This is a genomic window from Longibaculum muris (assembly GCF_004343035.1).
GTDB lineage: Bacteria > Bacillota_I > Bacilli_A > Erysipelotrichales > Coprobacillaceae > Longibaculum > Longibaculum muris.
The window spans coordinates 1-20,804 of record NZ_SMCQ01000024.1 but is presented as its reverse complement, the minus strand read 5'-3'; the positions used below and the strand labels follow the sequence as shown (position 1 = coordinate 20,804).

23 protein-coding genes and 3 pseudogenes are annotated in these 20,804 nt (G+C 30.7%); 2 read left to right on the top strand and 24 right to left on the bottom strand.

What is annotated here, in order from left to right; all coding sequences use genetic code 11:
* Window positions 1–2: 2 nt before the first annotated feature.
* The gene (locus EDD60_RS13035) at window positions 3–374 is read right to left on the bottom strand and encodes a GntR family transcriptional regulator (protein WP_066444623.1); all 372 of its coding nucleotides are present in this window, start codon (window positions 372–374) and stop codon (window positions 3–5) included.
* A gap of 162 nt (window positions 375–536) precedes the next feature.
* Between EDD60_RS13035 and EDD60_RS13030 the strand changes: the two genes are divergently transcribed.
* Window positions 537–776, top strand: a complete 240-nt coding sequence (locus EDD60_RS13030; RefSeq protein ID WP_066444625.1) for a hypothetical protein — start codon at window positions 537–539, stop codon at window positions 774–776.
* A 24-nt stretch (window positions 777–800) separates the two neighbouring features.
* On the opposite strand, the gene EDD60_RS13025 is transcribed toward EDD60_RS13030, so the two are convergent.
* From EDD60_RS13025 to EDD60_RS12950, 17 genes and pseudogenes are all read right to left on the bottom strand, one after another.
* Window positions 801–1,670, bottom strand: coding sequence for a DMT family transporter (locus EDD60_RS13025; protein ID WP_066444628.1), 870 nt, complete (start codon window positions 1,668–1,670; stop codon window positions 801–803).
* Window positions 1,663–3,108: an alpha-amylase gene (locus EDD60_RS13020; RefSeq protein WP_066444629.1), complete on the bottom strand. Its 1,446-nt coding sequence runs from the start codon at window positions 3,106–3,108 to the stop codon at window positions 1,663–1,665. The genes EDD60_RS13025 and EDD60_RS13020 overlap by 8 nt, the downstream gene beginning before the upstream one ends.
* Window positions 3,109–3,171: 63 nt before the next feature.
* Complete coding sequence (locus tag EDD60_RS13015; protein WP_066444631.1) at window positions 3,172–3,435, bottom strand: metal-sensing transcriptional repressor; 264 nt, start codon at window positions 3,433–3,435, stop codon at window positions 3,172–3,174.
* Window positions 3,435–5,912 carry a heavy metal translocating P-type ATPase gene (locus EDD60_RS13010; protein WP_066444634.1) on the bottom strand — a complete coding sequence of 826 codons (2,478 nt, stop codon included), beginning with the start codon at window positions 5,910–5,912 and terminating at the stop codon, window positions 3,435–3,437. The genes EDD60_RS13015 and EDD60_RS13010 overlap by 1 nt, the downstream gene beginning before the upstream one ends.
* 106 nt (window positions 5,913–6,018) lie before the next feature.
* Window positions 6,019–6,987 carry a D-2-hydroxyacid dehydrogenase gene (locus EDD60_RS13005; protein WP_066444637.1) on the bottom strand — a complete coding sequence of 323 codons (969 nt, stop codon included), beginning with the start codon at window positions 6,985–6,987 and terminating at the stop codon, window positions 6,019–6,021.
* 15 nt (window positions 6,988–7,002) lie between these two features.
* The gene (locus EDD60_RS13000) at window positions 7,003–7,377 is read right to left on the bottom strand and encodes a hypothetical protein (protein WP_066444641.1); all 375 of its coding nucleotides are present in this window, start codon (window positions 7,375–7,377) and stop codon (window positions 7,003–7,005) included.
* A gap of 7 nt (window positions 7,378–7,384) precedes the next feature.
* Window positions 7,385–7,891, bottom strand: a complete 507-nt coding sequence (locus EDD60_RS12995) for a LytTR family DNA-binding domain-containing protein (RefSeq protein WP_066444644.1) — start codon at window positions 7,889–7,891, stop codon at window positions 7,385–7,387.
* Complete coding sequence (locus tag EDD60_RS12990) at window positions 7,872–9,146, bottom strand: hypothetical protein (RefSeq protein ID WP_066444647.1); 1,275 nt, start codon at window positions 9,144–9,146, stop codon at window positions 7,872–7,874. The genes EDD60_RS12995 and EDD60_RS12990 overlap by 20 nt, the downstream gene beginning before the upstream one ends.
* 516 nt (window positions 9,147–9,662) lie before the next feature.
* Window positions 9,663–10,655, bottom strand: coding sequence for an alpha/beta hydrolase (locus EDD60_RS12985; protein ID WP_066444650.1), 993 nt, complete (start codon window positions 10,653–10,655; stop codon window positions 9,663–9,665).
* 35 nt (window positions 10,656–10,690) lie between these two features.
* Entirely contained in the window at window positions 10,691–10,915 is a 225-nt protein-coding gene (locus EDD60_RS12980) for a hypothetical protein (RefSeq protein ID WP_066444652.1), read from the bottom strand.
* Between the two features lie 15 nt (window positions 10,916–10,930).
* Window positions 10,931–11,416: a cyclophilin-like fold protein gene (locus tag EDD60_RS12975; protein ID WP_207905364.1), complete on the bottom strand. Its 486-nt coding sequence runs from the start codon at window positions 11,414–11,416 to the stop codon at window positions 10,931–10,933.
* The gene (locus EDD60_RS12970) at window positions 11,394–11,954 is read right to left on the bottom strand and encodes a flavodoxin family protein (protein WP_243646685.1); all 561 of its coding nucleotides are present in this window, start codon (window positions 11,952–11,954) and stop codon (window positions 11,394–11,396) included. Before EDD60_RS12970 ends, EDD60_RS12975 begins: the two co-directional genes overlap by 23 nt.
* Window positions 11,955–12,114: 160 nt before the next feature.
* Window positions 12,115–12,921 carry an alpha/beta fold hydrolase gene (locus EDD60_RS12965; protein ID WP_066444655.1) on the bottom strand — a complete coding sequence of 269 codons (807 nt, stop codon included), beginning with the start codon at window positions 12,919–12,921 and terminating at the stop codon, window positions 12,115–12,117.
* Between the two features lie 12 nt (window positions 12,922–12,933).
* Window positions 12,934–13,779 (bottom strand): aldo/keto reductase, encoded by an 846-nt coding sequence (locus EDD60_RS12960; RefSeq protein ID WP_066444659.1) that lies wholly within the window; start codon window positions 13,777–13,779, stop codon window positions 12,934–12,936.
* Window positions 13,780–13,798: 19 nt separating this feature from the next.
* Complete coding sequence (locus tag EDD60_RS16625; protein WP_207905362.1) at window positions 13,799–13,966, bottom strand: DUF3737 family protein; 168 nt, start codon at window positions 13,964–13,966, stop codon at window positions 13,799–13,801.
* A 1-nt stretch (window position 13,967) separates the two neighbouring features.
* Window positions 13,968–14,629 (bottom strand): annotated as a pseudogene (locus EDD60_RS16485) (DUF3737 family protein).
* Between the two features lie 38 nt (window positions 14,630–14,667).
* Window positions 14,668–15,216: a flavodoxin family protein gene (locus tag EDD60_RS12950; protein ID WP_066444662.1), complete on the bottom strand. Its 549-nt coding sequence runs from the start codon at window positions 15,214–15,216 to the stop codon at window positions 14,668–14,670.
* 164 nt (window positions 15,217–15,380) lie between these two features.
* Between EDD60_RS12950 and EDD60_RS12945 the strand changes: the two genes are divergently transcribed.
* Complete coding sequence (locus tag EDD60_RS12945; RefSeq protein ID WP_066444664.1) at window positions 15,381–16,271, top strand: LysR family transcriptional regulator; 891 nt, start codon at window positions 15,381–15,383, stop codon at window positions 16,269–16,271.
* Between the two features lie 92 nt (window positions 16,272–16,363).
* Here the strand turns inward: EDD60_RS12945 and EDD60_RS12940 are convergent, their stop codons facing one another.
* The 6 genes and pseudogenes from EDD60_RS12940 to EDD60_RS12915 all read right to left on the bottom strand — a co-directional run.
* On the bottom strand, window positions 16,364–16,717 hold the full coding sequence (locus EDD60_RS12940) for a TnpV protein (protein ID WP_066444667.1): 354 nt from the start codon (window positions 16,715–16,717) through the stop codon (window positions 16,364–16,366).
* A pseudogene (locus EDD60_RS12935) lies at window positions 16,704–17,984 on the bottom strand (relaxase/mobilization nuclease domain-containing protein). Before EDD60_RS12935 ends, EDD60_RS12940 begins: the two are co-directional and overlap by 14 nt.
* Window positions 17,985–17,998: 14 nt before the next feature.
* Window positions 17,999–18,316 (bottom strand): plasmid mobilization protein, encoded by a 318-nt coding sequence (locus EDD60_RS12930; RefSeq protein WP_066444669.1) that lies wholly within the window; start codon window positions 18,314–18,316, stop codon window positions 17,999–18,001.
* A 176-nt stretch (window positions 18,317–18,492) separates the two neighbouring features.
* Complete coding sequence (locus EDD60_RS12925; protein WP_066444672.1) at window positions 18,493–20,190, bottom strand: bifunctional DNA primase/polymerase; 1,698 nt, start codon at window positions 20,188–20,190, stop codon at window positions 18,493–18,495.
* A complete protein-coding gene (locus EDD60_RS12920) occupies window positions 20,187–20,546 on the bottom strand; it encodes a plasmid mobilization protein (RefSeq protein ID WP_066444674.1) in 360 nt (119 codons plus the stop codon). Before EDD60_RS12920 ends, EDD60_RS12925 begins: the two co-directional genes overlap by 4 nt.
* Window positions 20,503–20,715 (bottom strand): annotated as a pseudogene (locus EDD60_RS12915) (site-specific integrase); the annotation flags it as partial. The gene EDD60_RS12920 and the pseudogene EDD60_RS12915, both read right to left, overlap by 44 nt.
* Window positions 20,716–20,804: the final 89 nt, after the last annotated feature.

Here is a 20,804-nt window from a genome sequence, read left to right as displayed (position 1 = left end):
GTTTACTCCTCCATAATCAAATGAAATAATTCACTTATTTCTTCATCACTCATGTTGCATCTACGACCTTTTTGGATGGCCATTTCCAAATCAGTTTCGACTTCTTTTCTTTGTTCTTCTTTTAAAATCTCTTGATTAGCGCCTTTGACATAAGTTCCTTTTCCATGAATCGTTGATACAAAACCTTCACTTTCAAGATTATCGTACGCTTTCTTGACCGTTAAAGCACTAATCTTTAATTCTTTTGATAAAGAACGAACAGATGGTAAATTATCATTTTCTTTGAGTTCACCATGAATAATCATGGTTTTAATTTGTTCTATGAGCTGTTCATAAATAGGCTGCATAGATGAATTATTAATAATAATCTTCATAATTCTCCTCCTCTGTTCACTAACAGTATATAACAGTATATAACACTTGTCAACTGTTATATACTGTTTATGTGAATTTAAATAAAATTAACATAATATTAAGATACTCTTGATAGTCCATTTCTTCAGTTTTTATATAATATAAGTGAAGAAGGTGATGATATGGAACACATTAAAAACGAATTTTATATACCGACTCTTGCTTTTGCTATTTTCTCCTTGTTTACTTCACTTTTAAGCATACTCAATCTTATTCCACTCATGATAACATATCAACTTCTTTATGAAGCAAAGAAAAAAGGAGTGAATCAAAAGCAAGAACAAATGATTTTAAACATCGTTGAATTTGCTGCCGTCTTAACTTTATGTTTTACTCTCTTATATTTCAGTATTATACTTTAAAATCCATTTCGTTTGAAATGGATTTTATGTTTTTTCATCAACACTATTTTGTAAAGTTGCAATCATAACAGTAACAAAAATAATAAATGTCCCTATCATTTCTTGATAACTCATTCTTTCCTGTAAAAAGACAATGGCTAAAACAATACTATAAACAGGTTCTAATACTGAAATAATACTGGCTGTCTGTGCTTTGATTCCTTTTAATCCTTGAATATATAAAGAGTGAGCTAATCCAGTAAAAACAACACCATAAATAATCAAATGAAAAAAATCAAGTACTGTTCCTTCATGAACTGTTGGTTTTATAATAGAAATCAAAATCGTCATCAGACAAGCAGCAACAGTTTGTTCATATAGAGTAATGACAACACTATCATATAAGGCAGCTAAACGACGATTAATAATTGAAAGTATAGCAAAACAAAAACTACTGCCTAAGCCATATAAGATTCCTAAAGTTGTGGCATTGTTTAACTCAAAAGCAGGAATCAGAAAAGCAATCCCTATAGCAATCATAACAACATTTAATAAATTCTTGAGTTGAAACTTTTCCTTAAAGACATATGGTTCTAAAAACACAACAAATAAAGGGTAAGTGGCAAAGGTAATGGTTCCAATTGAAACAGTTGAGATTTGGATTGACATAATAAATAAAAACCAATGCATCGCTAAAAAGATTCCTGCCAATAAATTCCAAAAATAATCGCGTAAACGTTCAAGACGTAATGAATATTCACGAAAATGAATGAAAGCATAAAGTGCCAAGGCTGAAAAAATTCCTCGTCCTAATGTCAGCAATAACGCTGACATTGGAATAATTTTAATAAAAACTCCTGAGGTTCCAAATAACAAAACAGCCAAATGAACAGAAAGCAAGCTTTTCTTATCCATTATTTTCCTCCTGACAAATATAGACACTGACACTTCCTCCCTGACACTTAAAAAGACCATGCCCTTGTTGATCAATCACAACTTGATTTTGACAATAACCTAAGGCATCATAAAATATTTTTCCAGCATAACGTTCACCGACATACATATCCTTGGTTCCTCCAACACTATCACTCATAATACAAGCTAATGAGCGTTGCTCACTATAACGAACCCATCCAATAACACTTGAATCATCAAAATAATCATCTTGTTTTCCTAAAGCATATTCTTTTCTTAACCATAATAAGCAATCTAAAACATCAGATTGTCCTTTGATTTGAGAATGTGGAATCCCATAATAATCGCCATAAAAAACACAAGGATACCCATCTTTTCTCAGTAAAATCAATGCATAAGCTAGTGGTTTAAACCAATCTTCAACCCATGACTGTAATCCTTGTGAAGGTTGTGTATCATGATTATCAACAAAAGTGACAGCCTGATTGGGCGCACTATCCACCAATGTTCCTTCAAAAATCTTTGACATATCATACTGTCCAAAACTATGTGAAGCTTCATAAAAATGATAATGCAAAGGAACATCAAATAAAGACATTTCACCTTCAACTTCATTTAAATAATTTAATAAATGATGAATATCTCCATGCCAATACTCCCCTACAGTAAATAATTCTTTTTGATAGTGGACTCTTATTTCACGAATCCAATCTTTATAAAAATGAGCACCAATATGTTTAACTGCATCCAATCTTAATCCATCAAGATGAGTCATTGATAAATACCATTGTCCCCAATTCTCTAATTCTGCTACAACATGTGGATTTGAAAAATCAATATCAGCCCCCATTAAATAATCAAAATTTCCATTTTCATCATCAACTTGACTATCCCAATTCTTATCTTTAAACAAAAATGTTGCATGACGCTTTGACAAAATATCATAATCAATTCCATCAAAACATGTCCAATTCCAGGTAAAATCACTATACATCTGATGACGATTAGGGAAGGTAAAAAGCGTTGGAACTTCGATTAATTCTTCATCACTAATCACTTGATTTTTATTATATTGATTAACTTCATAGGCTTTGACAAATTCATTTCCATCAGCACCCATTTTATGATTTAAAACAATATCGCCATAAACTTGTAAACCATATTGATGTAGAGCCTCAATAGCATCTAAATATTCATCTTTTGTTCCATATTTTGTGCGAATTGTTCCCTTTTGATCAAATTCCCCTAAATCATAAATATCATAAACCCCATATCCAACATCATGAATACCACCAATTCCTTTAAAAGCAGGTGGCATCCAGACTGCTGTTATCCCAATTTCTTTAAGATGCTTTGCATCTTCTTTTAAAAGTTTCCAAAGATGAGGATTACTTTCTAAATACCATTCAAAATATTGCATCATTACACCATTTTGCATCATTTTTTCCTCCTGCATACTATTATACTATTTTTTAAGACAAATAAAAATAGAGGTTTCCCTCTATTTCATTAATTGATCAATAATATCAATCATTTCATTAATTTTTTGATTGGCATCTTCTTGATTTAAGGCATCATGAACACAGTGTTTCATATGTGCTCCAATAATTTCCTTATTTGCCCGTTTCAAAATAGCTTGTGTAGCCATTATCTGATTAGAAATATCTACACAATAACGATCATCATCAATCATCTTTAAAATGCCATCAATTTGCCCTCTAGCCGTTTTTAACAAACGTGTTATTTGTGACTTATCAGCTTGCATTATTCAAATCCCTTAACTGTATAACCAGCATCTTCCACAGCTTTTGTAAGTGTTGCTTCAGCTACATCTTGAGATAATTCTAAATAAGCACAATTGTTTTTTAAATCAACTTCAGCTTTTACACCATCAATACCATTTAATGCTTTTTCAACGTGTGCTTGACAATGTGCACACATCATACCTTCAATATTCATTTTCTTTTTCATCATTTTTTCCTCCGTTTTCTCTCTTTTTGTTTTTGGTTTAAAAAATCTTAATCTCAAGGCATTACTTACAACAAAGACTGAACTTAAACTCATAGCAGCAGCCCCAAACATAGGATCTAATAACCATCCTAAAAATGGATAAAAAACTCCCGCCGCAATTGGAATACCAATCACATTATAGAAGAATGCCCAAAATAGATTTTCTTTAATATTCTTAATCACAGCATGACTTAAATCAATTGCATTAACAACATCTTGTAAATCATTTTTCATTAAAACAATATCTGCAGAATCCATAGCAATATCTGTTCCTGATGTCATTGCAATCCCAATATCCGCACGCATCAAAGCCGGCGCATCATTGATTCCATCTCCTACCATAATAACCCGTTCACCTTTTGACTGTAAATCTCTGATATGTTTTTCTTTATCTTGTGGTAGAACTTCTGCAATGACTTCAATATCTAGCTGTTTTCCTATGGCTTTAGCCGTTAATGCATTATCACCCGTTAACATATAAATAGACAAACCTTTGTGTTTTAATTGTTGGATTGCTTCCTTAGTTGTCTCTTTTAAAACATCACTCACAACAATCAGTCCAATAATCATTCCATCTCGTGCATAATAAAGTGGTGTCTTACCTGACATCGCCAGTTCACTTGCCAATTGATGAACATCAGATAAATCAACTTGATTTTCTTCCATCAAACGTTGATTCCCTGATAAAAAGATATGTTCATTTTGTTTTCCTTTTAATCCTTTACCTTGTAACATCTCAAAATTTTCAATTGTTTGAAAATCAATATTTTGACTTTGAATATAACTTACAATTGCTTTAGCAATTGGATGTTGTGAAGCACTTTCTAAAGAACCAGCAATTTTTAACAAGTCTGTTTTATCAATATCAATTGGATAAACCTCAGTGACTTGTGGCTTTCCTTTAGTCATTGTTCCAGTTTTATCCAAGACGATACTTTTAGCCTTTGATAAAAGTTCTAAATTTTCAGCCGATTTAATTAAAATACCTAATTGAGCTCCTTTTCCAGTTCCCACCATAATTGCTGTTGGGGTTGCTAAACCTAAAGCACATGGACAAGAAATGACCAAAACAGCAATCGCACATGTTAAAGCAAAATGAAAAGTTTGTCCTCCAAGTGTCATCCATGTGATAAACGTTAATAAGGATATACTCATAACTATTGGCACAAAGATACCACTGATTTGATCAGCCAGCTTAGCAATCGGAGCTTTTGAAGAACTGGCATCTTCTACCAAAGCGATAATTTGCGACAAAGTTGTATCTCCACTCGTATGAGTTGCTTGAACATGAATATATCCATCCACATTCATTGTTGCCCCAATCACTTGATCATGAAGGCCTTTATCAACGGGTAAACTTTCACCCGTAATCATAGATTCATCAATTGATGTTTGTCCTTTTACAATGACACCATCAACTGGAATACTCTGACCAGATTTCACCACAACAATATCACCAATTTTGACGTCTTGAATATCAACCACTTTTTCTTGTCCATCAACAAGTATAGTTGCAACTGAAGGCATAAGATTCATTAGTTTTTCAATTGCTTGGGTTGTTTTCTTTTTAGAACGTGATTCTAAGTACTTTCCTAATGATATAAGAGTTAAAATCATCCCAGCTGATTCAAAATAAAGTTGCATCATATATTGATGAGCTCCGACCATATCACCATGACCTAAATCATAACCCATCATAAAGATAGCATAAATACTATAAATCGCAGCTGCTGATGAACCCATGGCAATTAATGTATCCATGTTAGGACTCTTATGTAATAATGCTTGAAAACCTCTTTGAAAATAGCCTCGATTAATATACATAATCGGTAAAGTTAAAAATAATTGAGTTAATGCAAATACCATCATATTTTCATGATCTGTCAACAAAGATGGTAAAGGTGCTCCCATCATATGTCCCATTGATATATAAAATAATGGAATCAAAAAGACAAATGATAAAATCAATGACCTTTTTTTATGATCAACACTTTCTTCCTGTTGTTTGGAAGTCACAGAATTATTTTCTAAAGCTGCTTTATATCCAGCATTTTCAACAGCTTGAATAATTGATGCTTGATTTAATTGATTTTCATCATACTCAACAACCATCGAATTGCTTAATAAATTAACATTCACATCGACAACTCCATCAAGATGTCTAATCGCTTTATCAATATGTGCACTACAAGCACTACAGCTCATTCCAATAACATCATATTTTTCTTTCATGGCATAACCTCCCACCCCCCTAGGGGGTATATTATCATTATAAGTATTTTTTTATAAAAAGCAAATGATATGCAAAAAGACTATACAAAAGTATAGCCTCACATCTTTATTTATAATCAATGACTTTTCGATAACCAGTTTGAAAATCAACTTCATTTTCTAAAGGTTCATTTTGATTAAGATGATGAATATTTCTAATGACTAAATCCGTGAAATAATGACGGGCACTCCTCCAAGCATAACCACCAGAAACATGTGGAGTGATAATGACATTATCAAAATCCCATAATTCATCTTGTTGAGATAGTGGTTCTTCTTCAAAGACATCTAACCCAACTCCATAGAGATGACCTTTCTTTAAAACTGTTTTTAAATCTTCACTTACGATTGCACTTCCCCTACCTACATTAATAAGCACAGCATCTTTTTTCATTAACATCAATCTTTTTTGATCAAACAAATGAATGGTTTCTTTTGTTTGTGGTAATGCCAAAATAACATAATCAGCTTTGGGTAAGACTTCATCTAAATGTTCAGTTGTATAAATTTCATCAATATGTGGTGGTAAATCACATAATCTCCTTTTCACGCCAATAATATGACAATCAAAAGCTTTTAAACGTTTAGCAAGTTCATAACCGATATCACCTAATCCAACAATAACCACTGTACTATGATATATTTCCTTACCAGTTGATAATCGATTCCAAAGATGCTCTTGCATTTGTAAAGTATATTGTTTTAAATTCTTATTTAACAATAAAATCATTCCTATGATATGTTCAGCAATCGCTTTGCCATAGGTTCCACTCGCATTTGCAAGTTTGATTTGTGGAGCTAAACGTCCTGGTTTAATAAAGGCTTCACTCCCTGCACTTTGTAATAATAAAGCTTGAATATGAGGTCGATTTAAATCTATATGTCCATTCGGATTCCCAACAATAATATCACACCAATCTATCATTTCCTGAGTAACATCTTCACTTGTACTATAAGTCAAAGAATCATTAGGAAAAGCTTTCTCAATTTTTTGAAAATCTTCTTCATGTAATGGTGCTAACATCAATATCTTCATCCTTACACCTCCTCTTTATTCAATAGTATCATTTTTATTCCAATTGTCCAGTGCAACATTTAATAGCTTTTCCATTTTATATTCACGATATAACTGTATACCAACAGATATCAACGTATAAACAAGTAACCCTAAATAAATTCCCCCACCAGCAAAATGGAAAAACAAACATATACTTACAATCATCCCTAATAGTAAATAAGGCGTCCAACGAAGTAAGTGACGAAGTAAACTATATAATGATTCAATCAATAAAGTGACTAACACTGAAAAAAGAATCATCATTAAAAATATATAAACATCAATATAAATAACTATGCCAGTCATTTGAAAAATATACCACATAAAAATCAAACTTGTTACAAAACGAATACTTAATTTTTCCAACATTAGTTCATCACCTCATCTTCAAATATTTTTTAAAACTTGCAATATAATTACGTGTTAATTCTACATACTCGCCATTCTTTAAATAAATCCGATATTTCATATTTAATAAGGGTTCTAATGATTCAATCATTCGACAATTAATAATTAAAGATTTACTAATCCTCACAAACCCATAATCAAATAAACGTTCTTCTAATTCATAAAGTTTCTCTTTAATCTCATATTGTTCATCCATTGTATGAATATAAGCTTCCTTAGAAAAACCTTCAATATAAACAATCTTATAAACATCAATCTTATAAATCCGTTGATTTTTCTTGCCATAAATAACTAAAGCAGATGTTTCTAACGATTGTAAATACGCTTCCACTTCTTCTAAATGCTGCATATCAAAAACATAAGCAACCCCTTGAAAATCAAGTCCTCTTTCAACCAAAACCACATCCAAATCATTATATCTTTGAAACTTTTCTTGTAAAATGGATATATTTTGATTATGAGCTAGAATTTTCATAAGGTTCTAATACATATTCCTTTTCTATGATTTGTTGATTTTGGTCTTTATAAACGACCTTCAATCGCGTTGATTTTTGATAAGAAGTATATACGGAAGTTTCAAAAACAATGGTACGAAAATCATGATAATCCTCATTAAAATGACGATCATTCATATACTCTAATTTTTCTATTTCTTGATTATTGTTATCAATGAATGATAGTGATTGAAGTCTGATACTTTGATTTTTCCATTCTATTCTTGGATAACTCAAAATATAATCTTCACTCACATAACAACGACTGATTTTCACAAAATCGTCTTCATAACCATATTCTTGATAATTCATTTTTTGAAGTTTGGCTGGATATGAAACATCATCTAAAACGATTCGACATTGTGGAAGATAATGATTATACAAATGAATAGCAAAACGGCTATCCAATACATCTTCCATATAAGTGAGATTATCATCAATTTCATGAAAATATCCTTGTGAAATAATATTATCCCCAATATAAATTTGTGCTTTTTTTGGTTTGATATGATCTTTTAAAATCACAGTAGGTCGATTTTTTAAATTGACCTCACTTTGATGAAGGTATGGTGCTTGATAATCAACAACATATTGAACTGTTGCTTTATCACTAACAATTTCATAAGCTTCAAAATAACAATTTTTATTTTCAACAAAGTCTATTAAATAAGAATGTGCAATAACAATAAGTGAAATACTCACCCCAATAATCACTAAATATCCATAATAAGGAATATGTTTTCTTGTGAGCTGAGGTCTTGTTTCTTGATGTGTTTGTTTTTTTATTTTATATAAATGCCACAATGTCGCAATCACAAAGACACTGATAAAAAGTGATGCCACCGTGTTAAACTGGTAAAGCCTTTGTTGATAACAAAAAGCTTTACATAACCCGCTGATAAAATAAAGACTACTCCATAACTTTAATTTTTTGATATAATCATAATCTTTATTTTGTTTGATTACAAATAACAAATAACTTCCATATAAAATGGTTTGCCCTAATAAATAGATAAATCTAACATACGGGATAAAGGTTAATGTAATCATCAGACAACTCATCAGTGAAAAAGCTAAATAAGCTTTTTGATGTGTATAATGATAAGCATAAAGAAAACCAAGTAAAATAATAAGTAGACCTAAACTTAAAGGAAACAATTCTACACTGTAGACACTGGCATCTAAATAATGAAAATGTAAACAGAAGAAGCCAAAAATAATTAGTCCTAGTCCCATTCTTTCCACCTCCTACTTTAAGTATACTGATTTTTTTCACATTTAAAATGTTTTTGGATTGACTTACATATAAACAGTTCTACTTACATTATAGCAAAAAAATCACCCGTAGGTGATTTTATTCATTCTCGATAAATGCTTTATTTTTACTAACCTATTTAAGTTAGTGCTTTGCAAAAATATTCCACTATTTCTCTCGTATTTTATATAATGTTTTTCTCTTGATGAATATATGGTATCAAAATAGAATCAATGAATCAACAAAAATAGTATCAAATCAAATTTTTGTAAGGCTTTTTTCAATATAAACTGTATTAATGCCATTCAATTATGTAACTCTGAAGAATGAATTTTTATCATTTACTGCCCTACTTAACTATTTAACTATATAGTTATTATCTTTATGCATTAGAAGATTCTAATGGTACTTAAAATGATTCTCTTTAAAGAAATTTTATATAAAATCTCTTTAATTATTAATCAACAGACAAGTGTATTGTGTTTAATATCTACAGATTAATAGTTTAGATTTATTTTTAAGAATTCCTCAATCTTATCAAATGGAATAACATCTAAATTATCGTAAAGATCTGTATGAACAGCTCCAGATATAGTTAATAATTCTTTATTTGATGCATATTTGCTATCTTTAATCATATCCTCATAAGCATCTTTACCAAAATAGTAAGAATGTGCTTTATCTCCATGTATTATTAATACTGCACTTCTAATTTCATTTGAATACTGTAAAATTGGTTGATTGATAAAAGACATAGTACCAATTTTATTCCAACCTTCATTAGAGTTTAAACTTCTTTTATGATATGCACGCCCCTTATAATATTCTGAATAATCTCTTACAAAGAATGGTGCATCTTCAGGAACAGGAAGTTCCATACATCCACCAGCTCTTTCATAACTTCCGTTTTTATAATCAATTAATCGTTGAGCATTTAAAGCAATTTTTGCATTATATCTTGCTTCTTCGCTGTCTTGCTCATCAAAATATCCATTTGCACCCACTCTTGACATATCATACATTGTTGAAGCAACAGTAGCCTTAATTCTTGTATCAAGGGCTGCTACATTTAGAGCCATACCGCCCCAACCACAAATACCAATAATTCCAATCTTATCAGCATCTACATTACCTTGAACCGATAAAAAATCTACTGCAGCTTGAAAATCTTCTGTGTTAATATCAGGACTAGCCATATATCTTGGCATTCCACTAGATTCCCCAGTAAATGATGGATCAAAAGCAATACTTATAAAACCTCTTTCAGCTATTTTTTGTGCATATAATCCAGAACATTGTTCTTTTACAGCACCAAAAGGGCCACATACAGCAATCGCTGCTAATTTACCTTCCATATTTTTTGGTGTATACATATCCGCTACAAGTGTAATACCATATCGATTGTGAAAAGTAACTTTTTGATGATCTACCTTTTCACTTTTTGGAAAAGTTTTATCCCACTCAGATACTAAATTTAAATCTTTATTCATAAAATATTCCTCCTATTTATGTTTTATTAAATTTTTTATTTTTTAATTTGAAAAACTATATAATCTAAACAATCTATTTTCTTCTGACTTTCATGAAGATTTTCTAACAAAACTGAACGATGCTCTGAAAGAAATTTTAATAATTCAGTAACCTTTTCATTCTCTGCTAAAACCATACATTTCTCTATTTTTTCATGATTACATCCTAAATCCAACAAACACTGTTTAAACTCATTACGTTCATCAATAAATTTTGTCATATTCATTCCTCTTACTTATTCGATTTCAAATGTAACTTCTACATTTTCGACACTTAATGTTTTTTCCAGATTATCTATATCAGAAATACGACCTAATTTTGTATAATGGTATGTTGTACTAAAATCTTTATAAAAGATAACTAAACAATCATTATTGAATAGCATAATATCACCAGTGTTAATATTTCCAGTATAGTCATTACTTGAAGGTAATTCCTCACTCAAATAACTATACTTTTCATTTCCATTTAATTCATTCATGGTCATTGTAATAGGTAATTTTTTAATCAATGCTTTTGTCGAATCATTTGAATATAATTTGGCATGAAATGTTTGATTTTCTATAACTATATTAACATCTATCATTTTATTTTTCTCACTACTTTCTTGTTGTTCAATGGTTGATTTTTCTCTCACTATATTGTTGACAGGTTTATTATCACTACATGAAGTTAAAATCATGATAATAATAACAAAACTAAATAGCTTTACCCATTTCATACGCCTTTTGTAAAGCTTCATGCCCTTTAATAGCACCAACTCCATCTACACCGCCTGCAAAAACATAGCCTTTCAACTCTGCTTTTTCAAAACAACTTATCCAACCTTGAATGCCAGTAATTGTACCGTCAACAGCACTTTCATCCTCGTCAGCAGCACTTGCTAGCAAATAAATATCTCTAAATGAATAATCAGCAGTATATAGAGGGTTTGCTCGATCTAACATTGTTTTCATTTGCCCACTCATGCCATAATAGTATACTGGTGTTGTAAATACAATCACGTCTGCTTTTAACATTTTTTGTGCAATCCAATTGGCATCATCTTTAATCACGCATTGCTTTGTTTTTTGACAAGCAAGACATCCTTTACAGAAATTGATTGCCTTATCATGTAAACTGATTTTTTCTACTATGTTATCCGTTTCTTTTACTCCACGAATAAACTCATCTGCAAGTAGATTAGAGTTCCCTTTCACTCTTGGGCTGGTTGAAATAACTAAAACATTTTTATTTATATATTTTTCCTCTCTTTTCAAGATATTTAACATTAAATTTTAGATAATATCTTAGATAATTCTTTTAAAACATTTAGACATCAAATAAGAAACCAAATAAAATGAAGCAAATTGAGTTTGGAACATATTCATAATACTAAAATAGATATATTAAATTTTTATACAAAATACATTGTAAAAATTAATTGATATTCTGTAACCACTGTTTAACTAGTGCCTCAAATATATCAGGTTGTTCCGTTTGCATATTATGACCAGCTTTGTCAACCATATAAAAACTTGCTTTTGGATAATCATCTATCAAGTTCCATAAATCTTTATAACCTACGCAAATATCCTGATGCGCTGTTATAAATAAAACTGGCTTATCATAACACAATTTTTTGATTTTCTCGTCAATATCAAAAGAACATGTGTAATGATTTTTAAGAGTCATAAGAAATTCTTGATTAGCTTCTTGAAGCGCACTATGCGCTGATTGATGGAATCTTTGATATGTTGTTTCATTAATGACTACTGCATACTCAAGGTAAGCATCTTTATCGTCAGCATTCAGCTTTGATAGAAACTCTTCATCTGCATATTTTATACATGCGTTTTCAACATTTCTATTCTCAGGATGTACTACAGGACAAAGAAGCATCATTCCATCTACCTGTTTTCCAAAATATGATAATACTCCTCTAGCAATATATCCACCATATGACTGTCCTACAACTAAAAATGGTTGATTGATATGTTCTTTAATAAAAGAAACAATGATATCTAAAATAGCATCTGAACTTGCATACTTTATATTGAATTTAGATTTTCCCATTCCAGGTAAATCGATATAAATGCGTTGATATCCATGGCATTTTTTAAAAACTGGCTCCATACACGCTTTCATATAAGCCATATTTCCACCAAAACCATGAATAATGACAATAGGCTTCCCTTTGCCAATAACATCATAATTTAATATAGAATCTTCATATTGGTAAAGCATTGTATTCCTCCTTTATTCGCTATCTGCACCTTTCCAGCCAGTATATTGCCCTATCGACTTTAGTTTTTCCATATCTTTATCACTAATTTCGAAATCAATATTGAGATTTTGAATCATATATTCTCGATGGGTTGTTTTAGGTAGTACAACCGTATCAAGTTGATAATCAAAACGATTAGCAAGTTGTGGTAAAGTACAATTATATTTTTTTGCCATGTCTTCTAATACTTTATTTCCTTTTAATTTTCCGGTTGCGTTTGGAGAATATGCTTGAACAAGTATTCCTCTCTTTTTACATTCTCCCATTAATTGTTTTGGGTAATGTGTAATATTACATAATAATTGATTAGCCATTGGCTTAATTGTGCAATGATTAATAATATTATCTAAATCCTCAACCATAAAATTAGATACACCGATAGCTTTTGCTTTACCCTCATAATATGCTTCTTCTAGTGCTTTCCATACTTCAATATTTTCTTCATTATAAGTTTTGTCTGTTGGATGAAACATTTCATCAAAAGGTCTTGGCGAATGGATCAATAAAAGATCAACATATTCCACTTGTAAATTATTCAATGATTCATCAATTGCCTTTAATGCATCTTCATAAGTTTTGACTTGGTCTGTTATTTTTGTTGTTAAAAATATTTCACTTCTAGCAATATGACTATCTTTGATTCCTAGACCCACACCCACTTCATTACCATATAATCTAGCTGTATCAATATGACGATAACCAACTTCAATAGCCTCTCTAACTGCTCTTCTTGCTGTGTCGTCATCCATCTTCCATGTTCCAAATCCTAACGCAGGAATTTGTATTCCATTGTTTAATAAATATTTTTTTGTAATCATTTTTCTCTCCTCATTCTTTTTAATTTTGAACAATGATTTCCCCGTGAGCATTTTCATCGTCCATAATAATCTTTCCAACAGCAGGCACAACTATTTTACCTTCTAAAGGATTTTTAATACTGACTACTGAAGAATTAATAGTTGCTTCTACTTGTGATTTTTCAAAACATAAATCTGTATCAACCATCTCACAATTTACTAATTTTAAGTTTTTTACAATAACAGAATGGTTGTGTACCAATAATCTTACAATCAATCAAAGTAAGTCCATCACTATACCAAGCTAAATATTCTCCTTTTACTACATTGTTTTTCACAGTTATATTTTTACCATGCCAAAAGGCATCTTTAGTATCGAAAATACAGTTTTCAAAAGTTGCATTTTCTATGTATTGAAATGAATATTTACCTTTGAATTCCACATCACCAAATTTTAAATTCTCACTTCTCATCATAAAATACTCACTTATTGCAGTACATTTATTCATTGTGATATTTTTTACTGACCATCCAAACTCTTGAGAAATAATATCACAATTTTCCATAATAACATTTTCACATTCTCTTAATGCTTTAATTCCATGTAATTTTGTATTTTAATCTCAATTCCATTTGAATACCAAAGTGCTGCACGACACAACTCGGTCATATTTGAATGATTAATCTTCAAATTATGATCATGCCAAAATGGATACCTTAGATTAAAATAACTATTTTCAACAACTATATTTTTCGTTTCTTTAAATGCACTTTCTCCATCTCTAGGTCCATCAAAAGAACAATTCTTTATTGTTAAATCTTTTGTCCCATAAAATGCTCTTTCTTCATCAAATGTCTTGTTTTCAATCATGTTTCCCCCTCCAATCTATAACAACCATTAAATATCTTTTATATAATCTTCTTTCCAAAGTTATAAACTTCTCCGAGATTTTTTTCATCAATACTGTGATTACCGCTCTCACCTTTACAACCACCAGCAAGATATGAACCTAAATCATTCCAACCAAGTGCTTCTGTCAAGATATGATAATACGATAGTGAGTGGTCAAATGTCCAATCTTGATTATCTCCAGCAGTCATAAGTAGAATACTATTTTTTCTTGGATATTTATCATTTGTTGAAAGTGCATATAAACGATCAATAAATGATTTAGCAATTGCTGAAATTGACCAAAAGTAGAGTGGTGAAGCAATGACAATTGTGTCACACTCATTAACCAGAGGGTATAAATCCTGCATATCATCACGAATTGCACAAATGTGATGATTAAGTTGACAAGCGCCACATCCTTTACATCCCTTTATATCTTTGTTTCCAAGAAAAACTTTTTTGACCTCATGTCCTGTTTCAAGTAAACCTTCAATAAATGAATTAGCTAATTTGTCTGTATTCCCGTTTAAATTCCCACAACAAACAACAACTAAAATTTTCTTCATTAATCAACCCTCCCAGATAATTTCATATGTAAGACTATCCATACACTAAAAGTATATTATTATATACATAAAATTACAAATACCTATATTAAATATCTACCTATGCTTTATAGTTATACCTATTTATGCTATAATAACCTTATCCGAGATTGGAGTGAATTATTATGGAATTTAGAGTATTACAATATTTTCTAGCAGTAGCTAGAGAACAAAGCATTTCAAGAGCAGCTGAATTTCTTCATCTTAGCCAGCCAACACTTTCTCGTCAATTAAAAGACTTAGAAGAAGAACTAGGAAAACAATTGTTTATTCGTGGTAATCGAAACATAACTTTAACAGAGGAAGGAATGATACTACGAAAACGAGCTGAAGAGATTACAGAATTAGTACGAAAAGCTGAACAAGAAATTTCCTGCAATAACGATATCATCACTGGTGACATTTATATAGGAGCTGGTGAAACAGAAGTTATAAAAATAATTGCTAGAGTTGCTCAAAAAATCCAACAAATGCATCCTCAAGTGCATATTCACATTGTGAGTGGAGATACAGAATATGTCACAGAGCAATTAGATAAAGGGTTAATTGATTTTGGATTGGTATTTGAGCCTACAGAATTATCAAAATATAATTATAAACAATTGCCATATCGCGATGTTTGGGGTGTCTTAATGCGAAAGGATTCACCTTTATCAAGTAAACAAACTGTCTGTCCAAGTGATCTATGGGATAAACCTTTAATTATTTCGCGTCAAGGAAGGGATGGATATGTTTTACCTGTATGGATGCAAAAAAATCTCAGCGAATTAAATATTGTAGCAACTTACAGTTTACTCTATAATGGATCAATTTTAGTTAATGAAGGAATTGGATATGCATTATGCCTTGATAAAATCATTAATACAACTGGAAATTCTAATTTATGTTTTAAACCTCTTAACCCTAAATTAGAAATAGGTATGAATATTATTTGGAAAAAATATCAGGTATTATCAAAAGCAAATGAATTATTTTTAAATTTTCTTACAGAAATCATTCAACCCATAACTAGCTAATATTGTGCAACCTTAGTCACTAACATATTCAACAATGTAAAAAGCGCCCTATAATTAAGGACGTCTTTTTATATTGTGATTTTCAAAATTTCTTATCGATAAATGTATTCATTTTTAACAAACTCTTCAACACATTGTTTAATGTTATTCATCTCCTGAACACATCTTATTTGATCCTTTTCTTTGAGTTCTTCAGTAACATTCCACTTTACTTTGTATTGCTTCATTAATCGGTTATAAAGTTCATTCATCTCGTTATCAAACTTTTCAAGATAATCAAACAACTCTCCACTGATTAATAAATTAGTATAGATAATAGAATGTTGTTCTTTTAAATATTGTTTTCTCATTCTTCCAAATCGTGACAAGTGTACTTCTTTCTGTTCTGGTAATTTTAAATTAGGATATAATAATCCATCAATTTCAATATATTTAGTTTCTTTCATATGCTTTGCCCTTTCTACTTTTTACATTTACTTTTTCTTCTAAAAACTTATTGATGTGTAATGATTGTTCTTCAATTTCTTCACAATAACCTAGCCATTTTCTTAATAATCCAATTTTAGGTGTTAATTCTTTTGCTTTATTTTTTAATTCTTGTATCTCTTTTTCATCATTACAATATCGAATTTGATTACGATATTTCTGTCTTGTTGCGATTAATTTTTTCATTTCTGCTTCAAAACCAGTCATCACGATGTTTAAATCATCTAATGTTTGTATATCAAACTTACATATAATTGTTGTTTGCCATGTAATTGTATCTAACTTTTGGGATGCTTTTATAACCTCTTTTTGATACTCTGGACTTGGTTTTGTTCGGTTGGTTTTAGGTAATATCTTTAAAACATATTGATAATGTAGAAACAATCTTTGTAATCCTGTTAATCTTTTTTGCTTATATTTTTCAAAATACGGTCGTATATCAAATCCTAAACAATCATATCTTTCAAATCCATTTTGTTGCACTTTATTATAATCTAGTATTCTTTTCATCAATTTTTCATTTGTATAATCACTTCCAAGTGATTTCAAACGAATGAATTTTCTACTCATTGGATGTTTAACAGAAATATTTTTTTCACTTATTTTATATTCATATCCTAATAATTGAAGTTCATTATAGAATTGCGTTGGTGTGTAACTAATAGAAATTGCCTCATCAATATCTTCTTGTATCATACTTTTTAATGTCTTTTCTTGAAAACAATATGCTCTTGACTTGCTTACATTACTTCTTTGTTCAATAACAGAAAGTCCATATTCTCTGCATAATTCATCAGATATATTTCGCATTCTTTGAATATCATTGTAGGTATTACAGTAACGCTTTCCATCTACAAATGAAGTTGAATTGATTAGAAAATGATTATGAATATTATCTGTATCTAAGTGGGTAGATACAATAACTTCAAATCAATCTCCCCACATTTTCTTGGCAAATTCAACACCTAACTCATGTGCTTTATCTGCATCAATCTCATCTTCTTCAAACGATTGGTAACCATGAAATGCTAAAATTTGACTTTCATCATGATAATGTTTCTTAGTATTTTCCATATTCTCTCTAGGATTTTCAAAGGAACAATTGAGATAACTTACATATCGTTTTTCTAATGTTTTCTCATCATTGATAACATATTGTGTCACTGTTTTTAACGGATTAGATACATAATTCACTAAGTGATCCAATCGACTTTTCACTGCCCACATACCAGTTGTTGCCATTAACTTGCACCTCTTACTGCTGTTTCTGTTGTTTTAATGAGTGTCTTTAATTGTGACAACAACGATAAAGTTTCTTGTTCGACTAGTGGTTGGTAGTACGCTAATCTAACTAACTGATTTAAATTATTACCAATAGAATTAAATTCATTGATAAGTTTTTGATAGTCGATGTTAGGTTGTTCTCTTGGAACTTTATCTAATAAAACTGTTCTCATATATTTCTCTCGGCTGGTATATCCTGCCTTTGAAACGTATGCGTTTAATGACGATAATTCATCATTAGTAAAACGAATTTTAATTTCTTTTGTTCGTTTCATAACTTCATCACTCCTTTCACTGGGTCTTAGGGTTATCCCTAAATTTTGTATTTTGCCCCCAAAATACGCTGCTTGCTGATACAGTATTCCATGTAGTATGGTCTATTTTTATTTCTAATTGGTGACGATGTGACGGTCTAAAACATATACTTTCCTATCGTCACACCGTCACTCCTTTAATCTTCTTCCTCACCATGATAAGTGAGTTTCATTTGTCTTGCTTTATTCTTTCTCTCTGCCTTTTCATAACTAATAAATGTACTTTGCAAAGTATCAATATTACTTGTGAGGAGTACCTGTAATCCTTTACCGGTCAATGGTAGTGATAATTTAGAACACAATGCTTCATGTGAGCCAACATAATTTTTTTCTTTTACAATGTAATTGACTACTTTAATTAGATTTTCATTGACGTCTTCTTCTATTTCATTTTCTACTACCTCAAGTAATTGTCGTTCATTTAAATGCAAGGTCAATTCATCATCTGGAATATCTTTTCCTTGAATTGCCAGTTGTCTATTTTTAGATAAATGATTTTTCTTATACATGACAAGAATACTATCAGAACCAGCCATCAAGCCTCGACTTCCATAGATTCCATCAAATGGATGATTCGTATCTATCTCTTTCTTAACATGCGTTATCAATACAATAGCGATATTGTACTTACAAGCTAGTTCGTGATAGAACGTTGCCTCCTTATATTCACTCTCATATTCACGATCATTCTTTTTTCTAATCTTTGCAAAAGTATCTATAATAACAATCTTCAAATCACTATGTCGCTTCAGTTCTTCTTGAATACGACTTTCAACATCGTAATTAAAATCTTGTTTTAAAATATCTATGATAAAATTATCTTGCTTTTCTACTTGCATTGTTCTCAATCTTTTTTTAATCTTTGTCTTTCTATCTTCAAAAGCCAAATACAATGCTGTTCCTTTTTCAACCTTTCTTCCTAGAAAATCTTTACCTGTCGCAATTGCATCCGATAATTGTAAACCTAGAAAGGTTTTTCCACATTTCTGTGGAGCACCTAGAAGTGTTAATCCAACTGAAATCATATCTTCAACAATATCAGGTTCATCATCTTCTTGTGAATCAAGCAATTCTGTTACAGTATAACTCCCTTCATAATGCATTGTATTTTTCATTTCAATAAATCCTTTTTTATATTTCAAAGAACTTTGAATGATTGTTTCTACTTCTTTATCTGAAAATGGTGGCTTACATCTTAATTCATTTTCTTTATTCAAACATAAACGAATTGCCTCATCACATAATCCTTTCTGCTGAAGAAAGCAACCTATCTTAAATAAATAGTTATTTCTTTCACCTTCATGAATATAGTACACCATTGAATCTACTTTCGTTGGTTTGGTGTTTTTTTCCAAAAACTGATAAACAGCATCATTGGCATGTGCAATAGGACTATCAAAGGATATGAAGTATTTTTTATTTTCAATAACACTTTCTGCTCCAACAACATATCCTCCTTCTCCACGTATGTCTATGGCTTCATACAACCCGACTTTACATGAAATCGGTCTATCCACGTAGTAATACATATGCCATCCATTATTAGCAGTTTTCACAACAAGTGTTTTAGGAAAATTATTTAAAAATGGTTCAATAGATTGATACCCATTCTTTCCGTTTTTATTATCAACATCTATCACTAACAATCCATTACCGGTTCTAACACCGACATTGTAGTCGGTATTAGAAAACCAGTTCATTATTGTATCTTGATCTGTTGTAGCTTCTTCTTTCCATGATTTTAGGACTTGTCCACTTTTAGAATTGACTTTCAATGGAAATACTTTAAAATGATATTGAGCATACATTAAAGCACTTGTTAGTTTAGGATTCATTGGCGTGCTTCCTTATCTGCTTTAATGAGTGCTTCTTTTTTATTTTTCATGTTAATAATAATTTCTAGCATATATTGAAGTAGTTCCAAGTCATCTATATCCATTTCTTCTAATTGTTGAACTTCATGAAATAATTGAATAAAGCCTCTTAATTCTCTTCTTAAAGAACGATAAACGTATGGATTGCCTTGAACAACATACGCTTGATCACTCATACAATGAATGAGATAATCTTGTTTTGTCAAACCACTTAATAAAACTTTACGATTTAAAAGAAGATTTTCTTCTGGTGATACTCGAAACGCAATAATTTTATTGCGCCAACGTCCTTGATAATCTCTGTTCTTCTGTGACATCAAACGCTTCCTCTCTTTCTTCATCTAATTTATTAGCAATTTCTTTTCCTTTGGCTGGGAATAAATGTGCATATCGATAAGTAATGTCAATACTTTCATGCCCTACACAATCAGCAATGGCTACTGCACTAAATCCTAACTCAATCAATAGCGATACATGTGAATGCCGTTACGGTATAATAACGACAAACGGAAAAAGCCTTTATTTTCAAGGGGTTTGAGCGTTTGCCGTCATTTATTCAATTCCTTTTCCAAGTT